General features: G+C 52.2%; 15 protein-coding genes. 11 read left to right on the top strand and 4 right to left on the bottom strand.

Annotated features, from left to right (window positions below; all coding sequences use genetic code 11):
• The first annotated feature begins 852 nt into the window (after window positions 1–852).
• On the top strand, window positions 853–2247 hold the full coding sequence (locus IR195_RS18945; RefSeq protein ID WP_206048330.1) for an amidase: 1395 nt from the start codon (window positions 853–855) through the stop codon (window positions 2245–2247).
• A 184-nt stretch (window positions 2248–2431) separates the two neighbouring features.
• Entirely contained in the window at window positions 2432–3364 is a 933-nt protein-coding gene (locus IR195_RS18940; RefSeq protein ID WP_206048329.1) for an AraC family transcriptional regulator, read from the top strand.
• An 11-nt stretch (window positions 3365–3375) separates the two neighbouring features.
• Here the strand turns inward: IR195_RS18940 and IR195_RS18935 are convergent, their stop codons facing one another.
• The gene (locus IR195_RS18935; protein WP_206048328.1) at window positions 3376–3579 is read right to left on the bottom strand and encodes an AbrB/MazE/SpoVT family DNA-binding domain-containing protein; all 204 of its coding nucleotides are present in this window, start codon (window positions 3577–3579) and stop codon (window positions 3376–3378) included.
• A 332-nt stretch (window positions 3580–3911) separates the two neighbouring features.
• Between IR195_RS18935 and IR195_RS18930 the strand changes: the two genes are divergently transcribed.
• The gene (locus tag IR195_RS18930; RefSeq protein ID WP_206048327.1) at window positions 3912–4925 is read left to right on the top strand and encodes an Abi family protein; all 1014 of its coding nucleotides are present in this window, start codon (window positions 3912–3914) and stop codon (window positions 4923–4925) included.
• Between the two features lie 273 nt (window positions 4926–5198).
• On the opposite strand, the gene IR195_RS18925 is transcribed toward IR195_RS18930, so the two are convergent.
• On the bottom strand, window positions 5199–6047 hold the full coding sequence (locus IR195_RS18925) for a sulfurtransferase (protein ID WP_206048326.1): 849 nt from the start codon (window positions 6045–6047) through the stop codon (window positions 5199–5201).
• Window positions 6048–6291: 244 nt separating this feature from the next.
• A complete protein-coding gene (locus IR195_RS18920; RefSeq protein ID WP_206048325.1) occupies window positions 6292–7209 on the bottom strand; it encodes a LysR family transcriptional regulator in 918 nt (305 codons plus the stop codon).
• Between the two features lie 130 nt (window positions 7210–7339).
• Here IR195_RS18920 and IR195_RS18915 point away from each other — a divergent pair, with 130 nt between their 5' ends.
• The 6 genes from IR195_RS18915 to IR195_RS18890 are packed head-to-tail and all read left to right on the top strand — an operon-like array spanning window position 7340 to window position 13664.
• Window positions 7340–8314: a TAXI family TRAP transporter solute-binding subunit gene (locus IR195_RS18915; RefSeq protein WP_125752597.1), complete on the top strand. Its 975-nt coding sequence runs from the start codon at window positions 7340–7342 to the stop codon at window positions 8312–8314.
• An 18-nt stretch (window positions 8315–8332) separates the two neighbouring features.
• Window positions 8333–10210, top strand: coding sequence for a TRAP transporter permease (locus IR195_RS18910; protein WP_206048324.1), 1878 nt, complete (start codon window positions 8333–8335; stop codon window positions 10208–10210).
• Window positions 10207–11136: a 3-hydroxyacyl-CoA dehydrogenase NAD-binding domain-containing protein gene (locus IR195_RS18905; RefSeq protein ID WP_206048323.1), complete on the top strand. Its 930-nt coding sequence runs from the start codon at window positions 10207–10209 to the stop codon at window positions 11134–11136. The genes IR195_RS18910 and IR195_RS18905 overlap by 4 nt, the downstream gene beginning before the upstream one ends.
• The gene (locus tag IR195_RS18900) at window positions 11133–11981 is read left to right on the top strand and encodes a beta-keto acid cleavage family enzyme (RefSeq protein WP_206048322.1); all 849 of its coding nucleotides are present in this window, start codon (window positions 11133–11135) and stop codon (window positions 11979–11981) included. The genes IR195_RS18905 and IR195_RS18900 overlap by 4 nt, the downstream gene beginning before the upstream one ends.
• Window positions 11978–13351 (top strand): acyclic terpene utilization AtuA family protein, encoded by a 1374-nt coding sequence (locus tag IR195_RS18895; protein WP_206048321.1) that lies wholly within the window; start codon window positions 11978–11980, stop codon window positions 13349–13351. Before IR195_RS18900 ends, IR195_RS18895 begins: the two co-directional genes overlap by 4 nt.
• Window positions 13344–13664 (top strand): AtuA-related protein, encoded by a 321-nt coding sequence (locus tag IR195_RS18890; protein WP_089040393.1) that lies wholly within the window; start codon window positions 13344–13346, stop codon window positions 13662–13664. The genes IR195_RS18895 and IR195_RS18890 overlap by 8 nt, the downstream gene beginning before the upstream one ends.
• Before the next feature lie 93 nt (window positions 13665–13757).
• Here the strand turns inward: IR195_RS18890 and IR195_RS18885 are convergent, their stop codons facing one another.
• Window positions 13758–14750: a YeiH family protein gene (locus IR195_RS18885; RefSeq protein WP_125752581.1), complete on the bottom strand. Its 993-nt coding sequence runs from the start codon at window positions 14748–14750 to the stop codon at window positions 13758–13760.
• 99 nt (window positions 14751–14849) lie between these two features.
• On the opposite strand from IR195_RS18885, the gene IR195_RS18880 reads away from it, so the two are divergent.
• Both IR195_RS18880 and IR195_RS18875 read left to right on the top strand, forming a co-directional pair.
• A complete protein-coding gene (locus IR195_RS18880; protein WP_125752578.1) occupies window positions 14850–15770 on the top strand; it encodes a LysR substrate-binding domain-containing protein in 921 nt (306 codons plus the stop codon).
• A 400-nt stretch (window positions 15771–16170) separates the two neighbouring features.
• Entirely contained in the window at window positions 16171–17520 is a 1350-nt protein-coding gene (locus IR195_RS18875; protein WP_206048320.1) for a purine-cytosine permease family protein, read from the top strand.
• Window positions 17521–17680: the final 160 nt, after the last annotated feature.

Below are 17680 nucleotides of genomic sequence, written 5' to 3'. Positions count from 1 at the left end.
CCACAAACGGCAATCCCAAAAGGCTTTACGCGGCTTTACCCAGCTCCGTCGCTAACTACTAATGTTTTGTAATGGGTCTGTCGTTGCACTGCTCTAAAGGTGTTGCGCTTACCGTTGCGTTTTGGCCTATTTTAGCCGCCTGCCGACCAGGTATCGCGCAGCAGCGATGATGTGTCAGCTTTTATCGCTCTTGCTTCATGCGTAAATCGCAGTCATCCATAGCATCCCTCCTATGCCCATAAAAAACCAGGCGGCAATGCTGTTTTTATCTTCATGCTGAAGATACGCTCCAACAAGAAACAGCACTATTCCGATCACAAGTATCAGCAGGCTCATATGTGTAAGACCTTTTCAGCTTGAAGATAACGCACGCCATCATCGGCCCAATGCGAACCTTTGAGCTTGTGCCAAGCCATAGTGTCAGTGCGCTGCCAAGTGCGCGTCTAATCCCTATTTTTCCCTACCTCATACCTGAGGTTTTCTGAGGTAGTAGCCAGTGATGAATTGCTAGCATTTGATAGCGCCGGATCAGCTAGGGGTATTTTAGCCAATGCTAGGATTTGCTAGGTTATCTCTGCCCGCAGTGTGCCTTTGTTCTCTACGCTGCTGCCCGGGAACAAGTGCTCACCGTCACTGGCAGAGGCCCGAGGGGGCCGTTTAATTTACCTACGATTAACTTCAACACCAACGAACACCAATAAGCCCCCGCCACATCATGGCGAAAAGGAACGACGAAGCAAAATCAGGCCAGCGGTGGCACGTAGACCACAACCATTGTCCGTTTCAACACAGCTCATGGCAGCTCACTGGCTTAGCTTTATGGAGTCAACGCCACTACAAAGCGAGAGCACCATGAAACAAGTACATTACTTAAGCCTGTGTGAGGTTGGGCAACGCATACAATCACAGGAAACCTCCTCCGTAGAGGTCACCCTACAACTGCTGGATCGTATTGAGCGCCTAGACCCCACGCTCAACAGCTATTTACACGTCATGAAAGAGAGCGCATTACAGCAGGCAGCACAAGCAGACGAAGAGATTGCACGCGGGCAATTCCGTGGCCCACTCCACGGCGTACCCATTGCACTAAAAGATCTTATCTGGACCAAGGACACGCCAACCACCCACGGCATGACCATTCACAAAGACCACTACCCAGCGGAAGACTCCACCGTGGTCAACCGTTTCCGTGAGGCAGGTGCCGTAATCTTAGGCAAACTGATACAAACTGAAAGCGCCTTTGCCGACCATCACCCAGACGTTACCCACCCCACAAACCCATGGGGCAACTCACTCTGGACAGGCGTATCTTCCAGCGGCTCCGGCGTAGCCACCGCCGCCGGACTCTGCTTTGGCGCGATTGGCACCGACACAGGCGGCTCGATTCGCTTTCCATCCAACGCCAACGGCCTAACCGGCATCAAGCCCACCTGGGGGCGCGTTACCCGGCACGGTGCGTTTGAACTAGCCGCCTCTCTCGACCACATTGGCCCTATCGCACGTTCCGTGGCAGACGCCGCCGCCATGCTGAAAGCCATTGCCGGGCATGATGAAAAAGACCCCACATCCAGCACGCTACCGGTACCCGACTACCTAGCGCTGATGACCAAAGGGCTAAAAAAATGCCGGATAGGCCTAGATAGCCAATGGGCGTTTGAAGGAGTAGACAGCGAAACCCAGCAAGCGCTGAAAGAAGCCATCAACACACTGACCGGGCTAGGGGCCGAGATAGTCGACATCTCTATGCCAGACACCGACGAAGCCGCCCGCGACTGGAGCGGACTATGCGCCGTTGAAACCGCCGTTGCCCATGAACACACCTACCCAGCGCAACGCGACCAATACGGCCCCGGCCTAGCAGGCCTACTCGACCTGGGCCACTCGCTCAGCGCCATGGAATACCAAAAACTACTGCTACGCCGCGCCGCCCTACGCGGCCATATCAGCGCCCTGTTTGAACAAGTGGATCTCATCTTCGCCCCGGCCAACAGCTTTGCAGGGCTAACCTGGGAAACTATGGAACTCTTCGGCACCGATGAAGAACTATTTCGCGGCGTACTGCGCTTTACCAGCGCCTTCGATAGCAGCGGGCACCCCACCGTAACGCTCCCCTGCGGCCAAACACCCAACGGCGCCCCCATCGGTTTTCAACTGGTAGCCGCACACTTTGATGAAGCCCGTGCCATACAAGGTGGCTGGGCGTACCAACAGGTTACCAAGTGGCACAAACGTCACCCAGAGCTGTAACTTTTCGACCCAACTCGGCGCACCAGCTCCCCCCAATAGTGCGCCGAACAAGCCACAAAAAGAACATTGAAAAAAGGTTAGTTTTCATAGCTTTGTAACTACTGCTTTGCATTCTCAACTCACGTTATGGCCCTGTTATTGCAACAAAAACAGATGTTTTAGGGCCACACCGCGAGGCAAGCGTATGAAAGAGCACTTTTCTACCGAAAACTACGAACCGCGGCACTGTTTTGAAGCTTGGCGAGATGCCGTATGCTCGCGCCTCATCAACGCCAAGGCACAGTGCACCCAAGCGACCGCCTTCTCCGGCAGCTTCACCTACAGCACCTTAGCGGAAGTCGATATTGCTTGGCATACCTCGCACACTGGGCTCATATGGCAACGCACTCCCCAATGCATACGCCAGCATCCTGCTAATGACTACTACATTGGGCTACTGCGCAGCGGTCACGGCCAGCTTGCCCAGCATAAACATCGCAGCCAGCTAAACACAGGCGACCTCGTCATTTACGACGCCGCCACCCCCTTTAGCTTTGCGATGGAACAGGCAGAGCTCAACATTATCCGCTTACCGCGCCACGCGTTTGATAAAAGCACACCGGGCATTAGCGCCATGGCAGGCGCACGCCTAGACCCCAAACGGCCCGGCATTAAGACCCTCAAGCAGATGATGTCAGAAGCCTTTCACTACAACAGCGACACCGAAAGCAACGGGCACACCGCCCAGTTTGCCAACACCTTGTTAGATCTAGTGGCCGCCGCCATTAACCTGCAAAAAAGCGAGCACACACACCAGCCAGACCTCTATGCCCGCATGGTGGCCTGGCTAAAACAGCACATATACCACCCGATAACCGTTGCCGAGCTAGCCAACGCGCACCACGTATCGCCGCGCACGGTAAGCCGCCTGTTTGCTGCCCAAGGCACCACCCCGATGAACACCCTATGGCAGCTACGCCTAACCGCTAGCCGCAAAGCCCTATTAGAAGGCCGCGCACGCAGCATCACCGAAGTTGCGATAGACCACGGCTTTAAAGATGTCTCGCACTTTAGCCAAGCGTTCCGCAAAGCCTTTGGCTGCTCGCCCACGTCGTTAACGAAAAAAACCGCCGCCTAATGCTGGCCTCTTTATTCCTCGCGACCAATTCGTCTCGATGCATGCCATTCGATGACCTCCTCTATCTCTGGAGCAGTTGAATCGCATTGGGTGAGAAGCTGATCCAGCGTGTATCTTGGTGTCTCACTGAGCGCCTCCCACTCGTCGTCCATGAGTGTGAGGAGGTCCGTCTGAGAGGTGACACTGCCACGCAGCTTATTTAGTGGGGAAGCCATGCTGTATTTATCTCTCTTAAACCTAGTGAGTTTAGGTGGGGGGTAATTATTATCTAACGTAATCGCCGATGTTGAAGAGATCGAAATATTTCGTTCTATTTATATTTAGCACTTGAATCAGCTATTCTTGGTATGGCGGTGCTCTACCTACTAATTTCAGAAAAGCTTTGGTCACAACCATATTCTTGCCACCACTTGAAGAACAACACCGTATCGTCCAAAAAGTTCGATGAACTGATGGCCCTCTGCGACCACCTCAAACAGCGCCTAACCCAGGCCAGCAATACCCGCTGCCAGCTGGCGGAGACCGTGATGGAAGGAGCGCTGAAAGGATGACCGACTACATCAAGCCCTGGCTCAGCCACTTGGAGCAATTACAGCAGCTAAAAGATCGTGGCCTAACGGTGACAGACGACCAGCGCGCTCTGGCACATCTCCAACGGGTTGGCTATTACCGGTTGAGCGGGTATTGGTTTGCTTTTCGTCAGCGCTCGGGCGTATGCACGCCTTTAAATAAAAGCGGTAAGCGGCTGCTAAAAAAAGGCAGAACGGATTACCTAGCGTTAGACGCGTTTAAGCACGGCACTACCTTTCAACAAGCCGTCGACCTTTATGTGTTCGATAAGCGGTTGCGCCTACTTACACTGGATGGCCTTGAGCGTATCGAAGTGGCGCTGCGGGTAGACATCGCCCATACACTGGGGCGGCTAGATCCGTATGCCTATTTGAACCCTTCACTGCTGCATAGTGATTTCGCCTATACGATCGACCAGAAAGCAGGCGTTACGCGCTTGCATAAATGGCAGGAAAGTCATGCGCGCTTAATTAACCGTTCTCGGGAAACGTTTATTGAGCACCATAAAAAGAAGTACGGGTTGCCGTTGCCGATCTGGATAGCCAGTGAAGTCTGGGACTTCGGTACGCTTTCCCATCTGTTTGGTGGAATGCGTGAACAGGAGCAGGATGCTATTGCGGCACGCTATGGCATTAGTAATGGGCGCGTATTCGCTTCTTGGTTGCGCAGTTTGAATTATTTACGCAATGTCTGCGCCCACCATAGTCGATTGTGGAACCGCAACATGACCGACCAGCCGCGCAAACCTGCTAATAACGAAGCGACTCTTTTTTCCCAAGGCTGGCAGAATGCCCACGTTCAAGCGCGCCCTTTCCTACTGTTCTGTATTGTGCAGTTTCTATTAATAACGATTAATCCAACATCTACTTGGTGGTCTCGTCTGACAGATTTGTTGGACAGTTTTCCAGATATGAGTGAGGCAGGCCTAAATCTACAAGGTATGGGAGTAATAGAAGGCTGGCAGCAATGGGAATGGCCAGAACAGCAATAAAAAACCCCTAAGCAATGTTACTGCGTAGCAGTCTCACCGATAGGGGCCGTGTTGATATCAACTATAAGACACCTTGTGGGTTACTATCAATGGGCTTTATATACCCATATGGAATAAATGAACGTGATGGCCATCGAACAAGGCACCTAGAAACTGACTGGGGTTTCAATCCAGCACCACTTTCTTCACTGAATAAGTTTAGTACGCGGCGTTCCTGTTCGAAGTTACAACGTGCTGAAGAAACAGTCTTGACCAGAGCCATTCATACAAAGCCTAAGCCACTGGGAGTGACTCATCGCTCCCCCAGTCTGCCCAAGAACCGTCGTACAGCGATAGCTGATGGTATCCCGCCAGTTCGGCGGCCAGCAGAATGATGCAGGCGGTGATGCCCGAGCCACAGGAAAACACCAGTTGGGGTTCATTGTTAGATTGGAGAGACGGAGCAAGCGTTATAAAGATTGCCTTCAGCTCGCTAACAGGTTTAAAACAATTTCCCTCTAGCACCTCTGTAAACGGCAGATTATGAGAATTGGGGATATGGCCACTGCGCACCCCAGGGCGGGGTTCAGGTACCTGTGCCAGGAAGCGTGAACGTGATCGGGCATCAACAACGGTTACTTGGCTATCGTCCAGATATTGCAAAACGTACGCTGAGTTTCGCACTCGGCTGTGATCGAAGTTGGCGACGAAGGTGCCTGGCTTGGTTGTCGTTTCCGCGATGGTAGAAACAACGTCCCGCTGTTCGGCTAGCCACTGCGGCAATCCTCCATCCAGAACAAAAACGTGTTTAACGCCCATTGACCGGAAAATCCACCAAGCCCGCGGTGCCGAATAGATGCCTTGGTTATCGTACAGTACGACGAGGCTTTCGGTCGTAATGCCTAGCCGTTGAGCCTCCCTAGTGACTTGTTCCTCTGTTGGAAAGGCGTGGGTCTGAGAAGAGCCGGTGTCACAAAGCACGCCTTCAAGATCGATCCGGCGGCTACCCGGTATCCACACCGGGCGATCATAGACGATAGGCTCTCTACCAATCACCGTCGCCATGCTCGCATCGATCAGCACTAACCGTTCGCTGTCTAGGTTGTCTTGCAGCCATTGGGTCGTCACAAGGGGGGATGACATGATGTTCTCCAATCAGGTGCTGGCAGTTTGTGTTATTCGGGCGATAAGCAGAAATGTGTTATAGCATCTCTACCTCAAACGCCGCTATCTGCCGTTGAGCGCTTGCAAACTCCACGCCTACTAAGTGAATTGGCCTGCCAGTCCTACTTATCGTAAATATATAGCCCTTTATACAGGCAGTTCAGGGGATCCAGCAGCATAATGAAACCGATGGAGTAAGCCCTGGTAACGTTGGAGCTGCTTTTTAGTGTTCATGGGTAGAAATACCTCCTAATTGTCCGGCGTGAGCCCGTATAGTTTCCAACATGGTGGTTGCCGCAGCAGAGGGTGAACCTCGGGATGGCGTAATGATGCCCAGCGAGCGGGGCACATAAGGATCAGTTAAAGGACGCCACTCTATACCTTCTGCAGAAATCTGACGGAAACTGAGTGAAGGAAGCGCAGCAACTCCGAGGCCTGCGGCGACCATTCGTCCAGCTGTACCTATTTGGCTCACTTCACACATCAAATCCATTTCCAAACTCAATTCGCTCAACACGCTCTCAATTGCAGCACGCGTGCTCGAAAGACGGCTCAACCCAATAATGGGATAGTGCAGTAGTGCCTCCCAAGGAATGGTATCCAATGTCAACAAGGGGTGCCCAACCGGGCATACCGCTACAAAGTAATCTTCTACGAGTGATTCAAAATGGGTCGCTTCTGCGAGTAGCGGCTGTACTGATAGCCCAATATCTGCCCGCTGGTCACTCACCAAGTCATCCACCTGGGAGGCCAACACATCGTGAACACTAATAGCAATATTGGGAAAGCGTTGACGGTAGTCGGCGAGCACGGTCGGTAAAAATCCCGCCGCTAATGTTGGCAACGCTGCCAACGTTATTTTGCCTCTCTGTTTGTTGAACAGCTCTCCAAGGTCGCCCAGAGCTTCATCCCAATCGCTAATCAGTCGTCTAGCAGTGGGCAGAAAAAACTTTCCTTCCGGGGTGAGCTGCACGCCGCGAGGAGAACGGTTGAACAGCACGCCACCGACACACTCTTCTAATTTGCGAATGGCAATACTTAACGCTGGCTGTGACATGTAGAGGCGCTCAGAAGCCTCAATGAAGCTGCCGAACTCGGCGATTGCTACAAAAGCTTTTAACTGACGTATAGAAGGCTGCATAAATAAAGTAAAAGTCTCGTTCGTATAATTATATTAGACAAATACTAGCAGGCTCTCTCATTCTTAATAAGTCAAATGACGTACATCTTCTGGAACCAACAACCCACAATACCCAGAGAGAGCAATGACTATGTACTCGCTAAAAACGCCGCTCCTAACCGCTATCCTCAGTGCTGGCTTGATCGTTGGCACTGCGGCCCAAGCAGAAGAACAGCTTTTAATTGGCTCTACCTCCACATCCTCTAGCCAATACGGCTATTTCGTCGCTGTTGGGCAAATTATTAATCAGCATGTGGATGGTGTGCGCACCTCGGTAGTAGAGACCGGTGCCACGGTCGACAATTTGCGCCGCATTTTAAGAAACCAAGTCGATATGGGCCTCGTCACCACCAACGTGGGCTATCACGCCTATGCGGGTGAAGGTGAGTTTGAAGGTCGCCCTGTGGATAACCGCCTTCTTTGGGTCTACTCCCAAGCACCACAAAATGTCGTGATGCGTGAAGATGCTGGCGTTACGAGCATGGCAGAACTAGACGGTGCGCGCCTTAACCCTGGTATTACCGGCTCTGCCACCGAAGCCACGACGATTGCCGTTATGGAGACGCTTGGGCTCACCCCTGAGTATGTGCGCGGTTCTACTACGGATGTGGTTGCCGGTGTAAAAGATAACCGTATGGCGGGATACGTTAAATCTGGCGTGGGTGAAAAGCTGGATGGCTCCTCCATGGATATTGCGACGTTTACGCCGATCCAAGTGCTGTCGCTTAGCGATGAACAGGCTGAAATTCTGAATGAACAAATGCCTGATATTTCCGTGGTCAATATCCCTGAGGGAGCGGCTGATGGCATGCCCGCCTACACAACCTGGAGCTTTGGCTTAGCGATGCATGCAAGCCCAGGGCTTGATGAAGAAACGGCTTACCAAATTGTTAAAGCTGTGATGGAAAACCCCGAACCGCAAGTCAGTGCGCTCGCTAACCTCGCCGATGTTGATATCGCTGAACTCACCCTCAGTAGCGGAACGGTGCCCTTTCATCCTGGTGCCGCACGCTATTTTGAAGAGCAGGGATACGAGATTCCTGAACATTTGATGCCGTCAGAATAAGGCGAGGAGCTCGATTCCATGCGCAATAAACTGCTCATGCTGGTCGCCCTGTTTTTGGGCGGCTTCATTTTCTACACCTCAGCAATCGGGCCTTTTGAAAGCTTGGTTCACCGCAGTCTCTTTCTTGCGCTGGTTATCGGGCTGGGGTTACTCACTTATCCATTGGGCGCTGGTAAAGCATGGCGCCCCTTAGGGATAGTCATTGATTGTTTATTAGCCTTGGGGGCAATAACTGCCTGCCTGTTTATTACTTTCAACGCTAATAGCATTCTGACCACCTTACCCTGGGCAACGACGCAGGATATGGTGTTCACTGCCATTTTAGTAGTGTCCATTTTGGAAGTTGCCCGACGGGCTATTGGGTGGGTATTTCCACTACTAGTGGCAATGGGTATCGCCTATGCGCTGCTGGGAGACCGACTTTCAGGGCCACTCAGCCATCGAGGTTTTGATGCCAGTTTCGTGACGGAAACGCTGTTTCTTGGTGATTTAGGCGTATGGGGGATGTTACTCGGCGTAGCCGCTACCACCATTGCCGCGTTTGTACTCTTTGGAAGCCTGCTGCTTCACACAGGTGGTGGCCAAACCTTTATTGATCTTTCAATGCGAATCGGCGGGCGTAGCCAAGGGGGGGCCGCCAAAATTGCGACGGTGGCTTCCAGCCTGTTCGCTATGGTCAGCGGAAGCGCGGTAGCCAACGTCGCCACTACGGGCAACTTCACCATTCCTATGATGAAACGGCTCAAATACCCACCAGCCTTTGCTGGCGGCGTTGAAGCGGTTGCCTCCACTGGTGGGCAGATCGCGCCGCCGATTTTAGGCGCGGCGGCGTTTATCATGGCGGAGATACTTGGTGTCAGCTACGTCACCATTGCCTTAGCCGCTGTATTACCCGCACTCCTTTTCTATGTCGCAGTCTTCTTTACGCTGAACTTGGTAGCTGTGCGGAAAGCCCTACCGTTGGTACCGGAAAACGAGCTTCCCGCTTGGCCCGATGTCCTTCAATTTAGACGATTAGTCCCTATTGTTGCTGCGTTGGGTGGCTTATTTGGTGGCGTTCTAAATGGTTACTCCATCCAGTTCGCAGCCTTTTTAGGCATTACACTGCTGCTTGTTAGTTACCTTTTCTTTGCTTTGTTGGACCGAACGCCACCTCGTCAAATAGTACGTTCTCTAGTGACTGGCTTAGAAGATGCTGGCAAGGGCATGGTTATCATTGGTGTGTTGCTCGCCGGGGCACAGATTTTGGTGGCAATGCTCAACCTAACGGGGATTGGTGTCACGCTGTCGACGCTCGTGGTCAGTGTCGCTGGTGAGCAGGCTCTCCTGGTGGCGCTTATTGTTGCGGTCATCTGCCTCATTATGGGCATGGGCATTCCTACCACCGCAGCCTATGTATTGGTTGCCGCTGTACTGGCACCTGCGCTAACCCGAATCGGTATCGAGCCCTTGGTCGCCCATCTGTTTGTCTTCTATTTTGCGACCATCTCGGTCATCACTCCGCCCGTGTGCATTGCGGTTTTTGTTGCCGCTGGCATCGCTAAGGCTGGCTGGCTACAGGTCGCTGGTCACGCGATCCGCCTAGGGGCCACCACCTACATCATTCCTTTCCTGATCCTGGCGTACCCCGCGCTTATCGGTTTAGGCGACGCCTGGGACATTACCTTGGCTGCCGCGCGTGCCATGGCCTTTGTCTTGGCTTTCGCCGGCATATTGGGGGGCGCTCGGCTCTTCGGTAACCGATGGCTGGATAGTGCGCTATTGGCAACCACAGGACTATTGGCGCTGGTGCCGAATATCGCACTTGGGTTAGTGGGCATTGCGAGTCTGACGGGGCTCTATCTATGGGCGTGGCAATCCTCTCGGCGTATTGCACTTCAAGGAGTGGAGCTATGAGTCATCAAGGAGTGAGCATGACGAATATTGTGATGATTGGCTGTGGCACTATCGGCATTAGTTGGACCGCCTACTTTCTTTCTCGCGGTTTACATGTCACTGCTTTCGACCCGGATGCCACCGCCCGCGCCAACTTTACTCAGCGTGTAGCTGAGGATATGCGTGCCTTTGGCGTCGATGCCCGCATGCCTGTGGTAGTGCAAACACTGGCAGAGGCCTTACAGGACGCAGAGCTGGTCGTCGAAAATGCGCCTGAATCCGTAGCGCTCAAGCAGCAGCTATTAGCAGATATTCAACGAGCAGCGCCATCGCAAGCGTTGGTAGTGAGCAGCACCTCCTCTTTAAAGCACTCTGATATCACCCAGGGCGCACCTGCTCCTGAGCGCATCATTATTGCTCACCCCTTCAACCCACCCCACCTCGTCCCTCTGGTCGAACTGTACGGGCCAGATACTGAGCTGGTGCAGCGATTGGTCGATTTTTATCGAAGTATCGGTAAGCAACCGGTGATGCTCCGTAAAGAGATGATCGGCCATATTGCGAATCGTCTCTCTTCGGCATTGTGGCGGGAAGCGCTTTATCTATTACAGGAAGGCGTGGCCAGCGTGGAAGACATCGACCTGGCTGTGACGGCAGGGCCTGGATTGCGTTGGGCCATTCAAGGGCCGTTCCTGACCTATCATCTGGGCGGTGGCCAAGGGGGCATTCGCCATTACTTGGAGCATCTCGGCCCTAGTCAAGAGTATCGCTGGGCGAGCTTAGGGCAACCGACCATGAACGACGAACTTTACGCGCAAGTGATCCAAGGGGTTGAGTCGGCTACTCATGGGCAATCACTGTCTGGCCTGTTCTCTGAACGAGACCGGCAATTGACCGCTATTCAGCAAGCGCTAACGACTAACGTAAAACAGGAGGAGGTTCGATGAGCGCCTCACCTTGTTTGCTAATGGTCGCTCCCAACGGGGCTCGGCGCGTCTATCAAGACCATCCTGCCATCCCACTGACCCCGGAAGAGCTTGCACGCGATGCACAAGAGTGTCTAGCGGCTGGCGCCTCAGCCATGCATGTGCATGTGCGTGAAACCGACGGACGCCATTTACTTGATGCGGGTGCCTATCAAGATGCCATTAGCGCCATTCAGGAAGCCGTAGGAGACCAACTACTCCTTCAGGTCACCAGCGAAGCCGGTGGGCGTTATTCGCCTTCAGAGCAGAGACGTGTCATTGAGGCGTTACAGCCAGACTCCGTTTCTATCGCGGTGCGTGAATGGTTCGGCGATGCTTATGAGGTTCGAGCCAGTGGCGAGCTGTGCCGTTATCTGGCTAGTCGCGGCACACATATTCAATACATCGTTTATTCGCCTGAAGACCTTACCTACTTCAATCAGTTAAGAGAGAAAGGTGAAGTGCCTAATGGCCCGGCTTTCTTACTCTTCGTACTTGGGCGCTATGCGGATCCACCCATTGCCGACCCAAGCCGTCTACCGAGCTTTTTACACGCATTAGTGGCTGGCGACCACTGGGCGGTCTGTGCGTTTGGGCCGACCGAAGGTGACTGCTTAGCGCTGGCAGCCCAGCAAGGTGGCCATGCCCGAGTTGGCTTTGAAAATAATCTATGGCGAGCGGACGGCCAACTCGCGACCAACAATGCCGAGCTAGTCGCCGCGACTAAAGCCCGTATTGAAGCAACGGGACGTCGGGTGATGAGCGCATCCGAAGCACGTCGTTTTCTTACACTTACCACCGCTGCTAACACGGGGGTGACCTTATGACGGTCGTAGTAGGTTGTGGCGCGGGTTTCTCTGGTGATCGTACCGATGCGGCTAGGCCGCTGGTCGATGCGCTCATGTCTTATGATGCCCCTCGTGCGCTGATGTTTGAAACACTCGGGGAGCGCACGCTGGCGGCTGCCCAGTTACGCCGGATCAAAGACCCGGACAGCGGTGATGAGCCACTGCTGGAAGAATTTTTATCGCCTGTTCTGAGTGACTGTCTGGCTAACCACATTACGATTTTGGGTAACTTTGGTGCGGCTAACCCAGATGCCGCGCGTCGTCGCATTCAGCAGTTGGCTAAGCGCTTAGGCCACTCTCAAGCGTGTTTGGCTACTATTCAAGGCGATGACGTAAGAGATCGCCTGCATGAGTTCGACTGGCTGGCCTGGGAAGGCGAAAAGCGCGCAATTTCAACCTTAGAGCAAGTTGTTGCCGCTAATGTCTATCTTGGTGCAGATGCCCTGATAGAGGCAATGACCCAAGGGGCTCAAGTTGTGATCACAGGACGCGTGGCCGATCCTTCACTGGCGCTTGCTCCTATCTGCTACCACCATGACTGGGCAAGCGATGATTGGGACAGGCGGGCAGCAGGGGCATTAGCAGGTCATTTAATCGAGTGCGGTACGCAAGTGACGGGTGGCTACTTTGCTGACCCTGGGGTGAAAGACGTGCCTGGCATGGCTTCGCTGGGGTATCCACTTGTCGAAGTTGAGCGTAATGGGCGACTCGTTGTGACCAAGCCCCCTGGTACAGGGGGCTTGGTTACTGAGCAAACAGTAAAAGAACAGCTGTTATATGAAATACACAACCCCAGCGCCTACATCACACCGGATGTGGTTATTGATCTTGAGCATGTTCGCATAAAGCAACTGGCCAAAGACCGTGTTGAAGTCACCGGGGTACGTGGCAAACCCTCGCCAGCGCGGTTAAAAACCACCGTTAGCTTCCTCGCAGGCTATCAAGGTGAAGCTGAAATCTCTTATGCGGGCCCGAATGCTTTCGCCAGAGCACAACTAGCCAGAGAGACGCTGCGTCAGCGTTTATCATTACGCTGCCCTGCCGATCTGCGCGCCCGTTACGACTTAATTGGTGTTTCTAGCGTTTTTGATGGCGATGCCCATCTAAACACTCAACACAGAAACACAACAGCAAGCGACATTCGCCTTCGCCTCGCGGTGGAGCATGCTGAAAAATGCGTAGTGGAGCGGGCAACACAGGAGTTATTAGCACTTTATTGCTGTGGACCAGCGGGCGGTGGCGGTATACGTCGGCACCATACTCAACGGTTAAAAACCGCCTCTTATCTAGTACCAAGGCAGCAAGCTGCTCCTGTTGTAACACTGCATAAAGGAGAAGGTGATGAGTGAGCTATTGCACCGTTACGCCCATGCCCGGGCAGGCGATAAGGGCGACCGTCTAAGCTTAGCGGTTTTTGTGTATCAGGAGGCTCACTATTCCTGGCTCATCGAACAACTCTCGGCATCAAACGTTGCCGCGCTATTTGAGCATCGAGGCGTTAGTCACGTAACCCGCTACTTACTACCACATCTCAATGGAATGAACTTAGTCCTGGATGATGCACTACAAGGAGGGGTCAATGGTGCGCTCAACTTGGATGGTCACGGAAAAACGTTGTCGGCCTTACTGTTGTCTATGAAAGTGGCACCACCCCCAACTTAACTGCATTAATGAAAGTCAGTAGGCGTTCTTGTTTTTAGATCATGACGTTTGAGCTTGTAGGGACGAGGAGGTTTGAGGTGGTGCAGCCGCTGTTCAGCCCATCAGAAGCTGACTGGCTAGGCCACCCCCTACCAGCAGTAAGCCAAACAGGATGAACCCCAGTATAAAAGGGCGGATACCCAACTCCTTGAGCTTTTCGATTCGGGTTTCAAACCCCAGTGCGGCCATGGCCATGGTCAACGCAATCTGGCCAGCCAGAACGAGTATTTGATGGAGGCCGCTAGGCAAGTGGATAACACTGTTGAACACAATCATGGCGATGAACCCGAAGGCAAACCAGGGGATCACCGGCTTGCCCGCTGCTGACCCAGAGTCACTGGCCTGCTGACGAAGCCACCATTGCCCGACGAGCAATAGGAAGGGCAACAGCAGTATCACGCGAACCATCTTGACAATAACAGCACTGGCCAATGCCTCGGGACCCACCGCATCAGCCGCGGCCACGACCTGGGCGACTTCGTGGACAGTCGCGCCGATATAGACGCCAAAAAGACCTTCGTTCATTCCTGCAAGCGGGTATAAAAGAGGGTAGACAAGCATTCCCAGCGTGCCGAAGAGCACGACCGTGGCGACGGCTATGGATGAGGCCGCAGGCCGCGAACGAATGACCGTTTCGGTGGCGAGTACCGCCGCGGCACCGCAGATGGCACTGCCTGCACTTGTTAATAGTGTTGTTTCACGATCCATACCCAGTATGCGGGTGCCGATCTGATAGCCGATGATAAGCACACTGCAGATCACTACTAGATCCAACAACAACACCTTAAAACCAAGGGCGAAGACTTGTTGCAGGGTTAATGACAGGCCAAACAGTACAATGCCGCCCCGCAGTAGCCAGCGAGTGGCGAATGTTAATCCTGGCTGAGTACTTGGAAGGCGGTGTGTAAGAGGCAGGTTACCCACAACCAATCCTAACAATAAGGCGAGTACCAATGGACTAATACCTTTGGAAGCGAGTCCGGGGAGGTTAGCCAAGCCAAAACCTGCCAAGGTTAGGGTGCTACACAGAATCAGACCTTGCCACATGATGCTTTCTCTTGTTGGTGCGTATGTGGCTAGCATAGGGGCAAAAATGCTGTATGGTTATCAACATATAACCATATGGCTGTTCGGTAAAAACGATATATGACCCCTCATGTGACTTTTCGTCAGTTGCAGGTTTTTGTCGCTGTTGCTCGTGACGGCACGGTTATTGCTGCTGCTGATCACTTAAAGCTGTCTCAATCGACTATTAGCCAATCGCTCTCAGACCTTGAGCGTCACCTGGGTGTCGAGCTCTTCGAGCGGCTTGGCCGACGCTTGCAGCTTAATAGTATGGGAAGCTACCTATTACCCCGTGCCGAGCGCCTCCTGGAAGGCATGGCCGATTTTGTTGCCGTCGCTGAGGACCCTGAAAGCCAATTGCAGGGCACGCTTAATATATCGGCTAGCGCTACCACGGGTACTTATCTGCTGCCCCCTCTGGCCGGATACTTCAGCAATCAGAACCCGAGAGTGGATCTACGGCTACGATTGCGTAATACCGGAGAGGTGATTACGGATCTGCTGCGTTTTGATGCTGATTTGGGGCTGATCGAAGGGCAGTGCCACGAGTCGCGCCTGAAGAGTGAAACATGGTGCGAAGACCAGCTTGTGATTGTCTGTTCTCCACAGCACCCCTTGGCCAGGAAAGAGTGGCTTGATGACGCTGATATCAAAGCTGCTGGCTGGATACTGCGTGAACCTGGGTCAGGCACGCGTGAAGTATTTGAGGCCGCTGTGTTACATCATGTCGAACGTTTGCAGGTGCGCATGGAACTCAGCCAGCATGAAGCTATCAAGCAAGCAGTGAAAGCTGGTCTCGGTTTGGGCTGCCTCTCTCATCGCAGTGTAGAAGGGGAGCTTGAAAGAGGAGAGTTGGTTGCGCTGAGCAGTGGGTTAAAGCTCACCAGGATTTTTTCACTGGTGTGGCATCCAGAGCGTTATCGGAGCCCGTTGTGGCAGGCGTTTAAGGTTTTTTTGATCGATAACCATGGCAATCCTCCAAAGCCAGGCAGGCCACAATAACTGGGTTCGAAATGTACAGCTAATATGTCGTGCACAGAGCCGATCGGTGAAACTGCTTTTCACGCTTAGGCTGCCAGTAAATGGCATCAATTTGGTCACATTAGAACCTCATCAGAAAGTACGCTTCTTAAAAGTCACGCTGGCAGATGCCTTAACGACGGCGATTTGTTCCCAGAGGAGCCTGCGGTGCACGTCAGGTTAATTGACAGTACACCGCAGGCCAAACACTTATCGGTTGTAGAAGCTATTGTTTAGGTACATCAGCGCTTTCTCACGGGAAAATAACAACTAACCCCATAATAGCGGTTCACCACTCAATAATATTTCTCTTTAAATTACAGAGAAGTTGTTGCTGGACTGTTGTTTCTAAAATAAACGAAACAATATAAAGGAAAGTGAAATGAGTAATAAAAATCAAAATAATTCATCTGATCTCGACTTCTCGGAACGGCCGGTTCCACTCGAAGGTAAAATGCCTAGATTTAATTTAATGATGGCTTGGTGGGCAGTTTGTAGCGCCATTTTTTATATGGTGGTGGCAGCGGCGATGGCCCGTAGTTATGGCACCACTAACGCATTGATTGGTATTGTACTGACGGTGATTGCCTATGGCGTTATTAATGGTGCGATCAGTCGCTACTCAATGAAAACAGGGCTAACAGTTGCTTTGTTTTCAAAAATTTTATTTGGCCATTTTGGTGCTGTCGTTGCAACGTTGATATTTTTTGCAACAGCTCTCTATTACGCCGTTTTTGAAGGTTACGTGATGGCTCTGGTGCTCTCTGAATGGAGCGGCACTCTTCCCATGACTGTAGCTACTGCAATCGTGGTGTTTTTTGGGGTTGCATTGATATTTGGAAGTGTGCAGCACTGGCTCGATAAGTTTAATGGCGTGCTATTGCCAGTCTATGTGGTAGGAATGTTGGTTGCGGTTGGCATGGCGATCGCTGAGTTTGGTTATCCCACTGGTTGGCTGACGCGTGTGCCAGAAAGTGGCGCCCCAAGCTTAGGGTGGTTACATACCTTTGCCTACTATATGGGGGTCTGGGTATTAATGATGTTTACCTTTGACTATGCGCGGTTTGGACGTACTGAAGACGCCGGCTTTCACACTCATATCACTTTTGGTATTCCTTTCTACGCTATGACCTTCCTATTTAGTGGGGTGGTAGGCATTTTATTAGACTCTATGATACCTACGGACGGTCTTTCCGAAGCATCAATCGTACTAGGGTTACTGGAGTTGATGGGATTTGGTGGTTTGTTGCTGGTTTGGGTGACACAGAGTCGTATCAATACGGCCAACTTCTATCTTGCAACCGTCAATTTTGAATCCTTTATCCGTAAAGTAACAGGTATTCAGATGTCAAAAGTGGTTGCTGGGTGCGCTATTGGTGTCATTGCTTATGTATTGATGATGGCAGACGTATTTTCGTACATCCTCCAGGCGTTGGCATATCAAGGGGTCTTTGTGGTTGCGTGGGTGGGCGTAGCATTGGCGCATATCTTATCCAAAACCTATCAGGATCGTTTCAATGGTCATGTCGAATTAGATAACGCCTATATACCTGCCTTTAATCCTTGTGGTTTGGTGGCCTGGTGTGGCGCCACATTGACGGGCATTGTGATAATGCATCTTCCTGCTATCGCTGGCTTCTCTGCTCCAGCCACTTTTGCTTTTGCCTATGTTGCTTATAGCCTGGGGCTAAAGTTTGCAAGAGAAGAGTGGTATGTCGCTAGCCTTAAATAGTAGCACCCAATTAATAAGTAATTATTTTATAGTTTGAATAGAGCTTTGCGTGGGCAGTTGAGGGCAAGTTGCTAACTTTTAGAGCAGCTCTGCCCACGTTTTTTTAAGACTTTTTTAATAGCTTGTTAATACGTTTGTTTACTGGTTATTAATGAGTGTT

This window comes from Vreelandella venusta, assembly GCF_015689495.1.
GTDB classification, from domain to species: domain Bacteria; phylum Pseudomonadota; class Gammaproteobacteria; order Pseudomonadales; family Halomonadaceae; genus Vreelandella; species Vreelandella venusta.
This window is presented reverse-complemented; position numbering and strand designations above follow the sequence as displayed.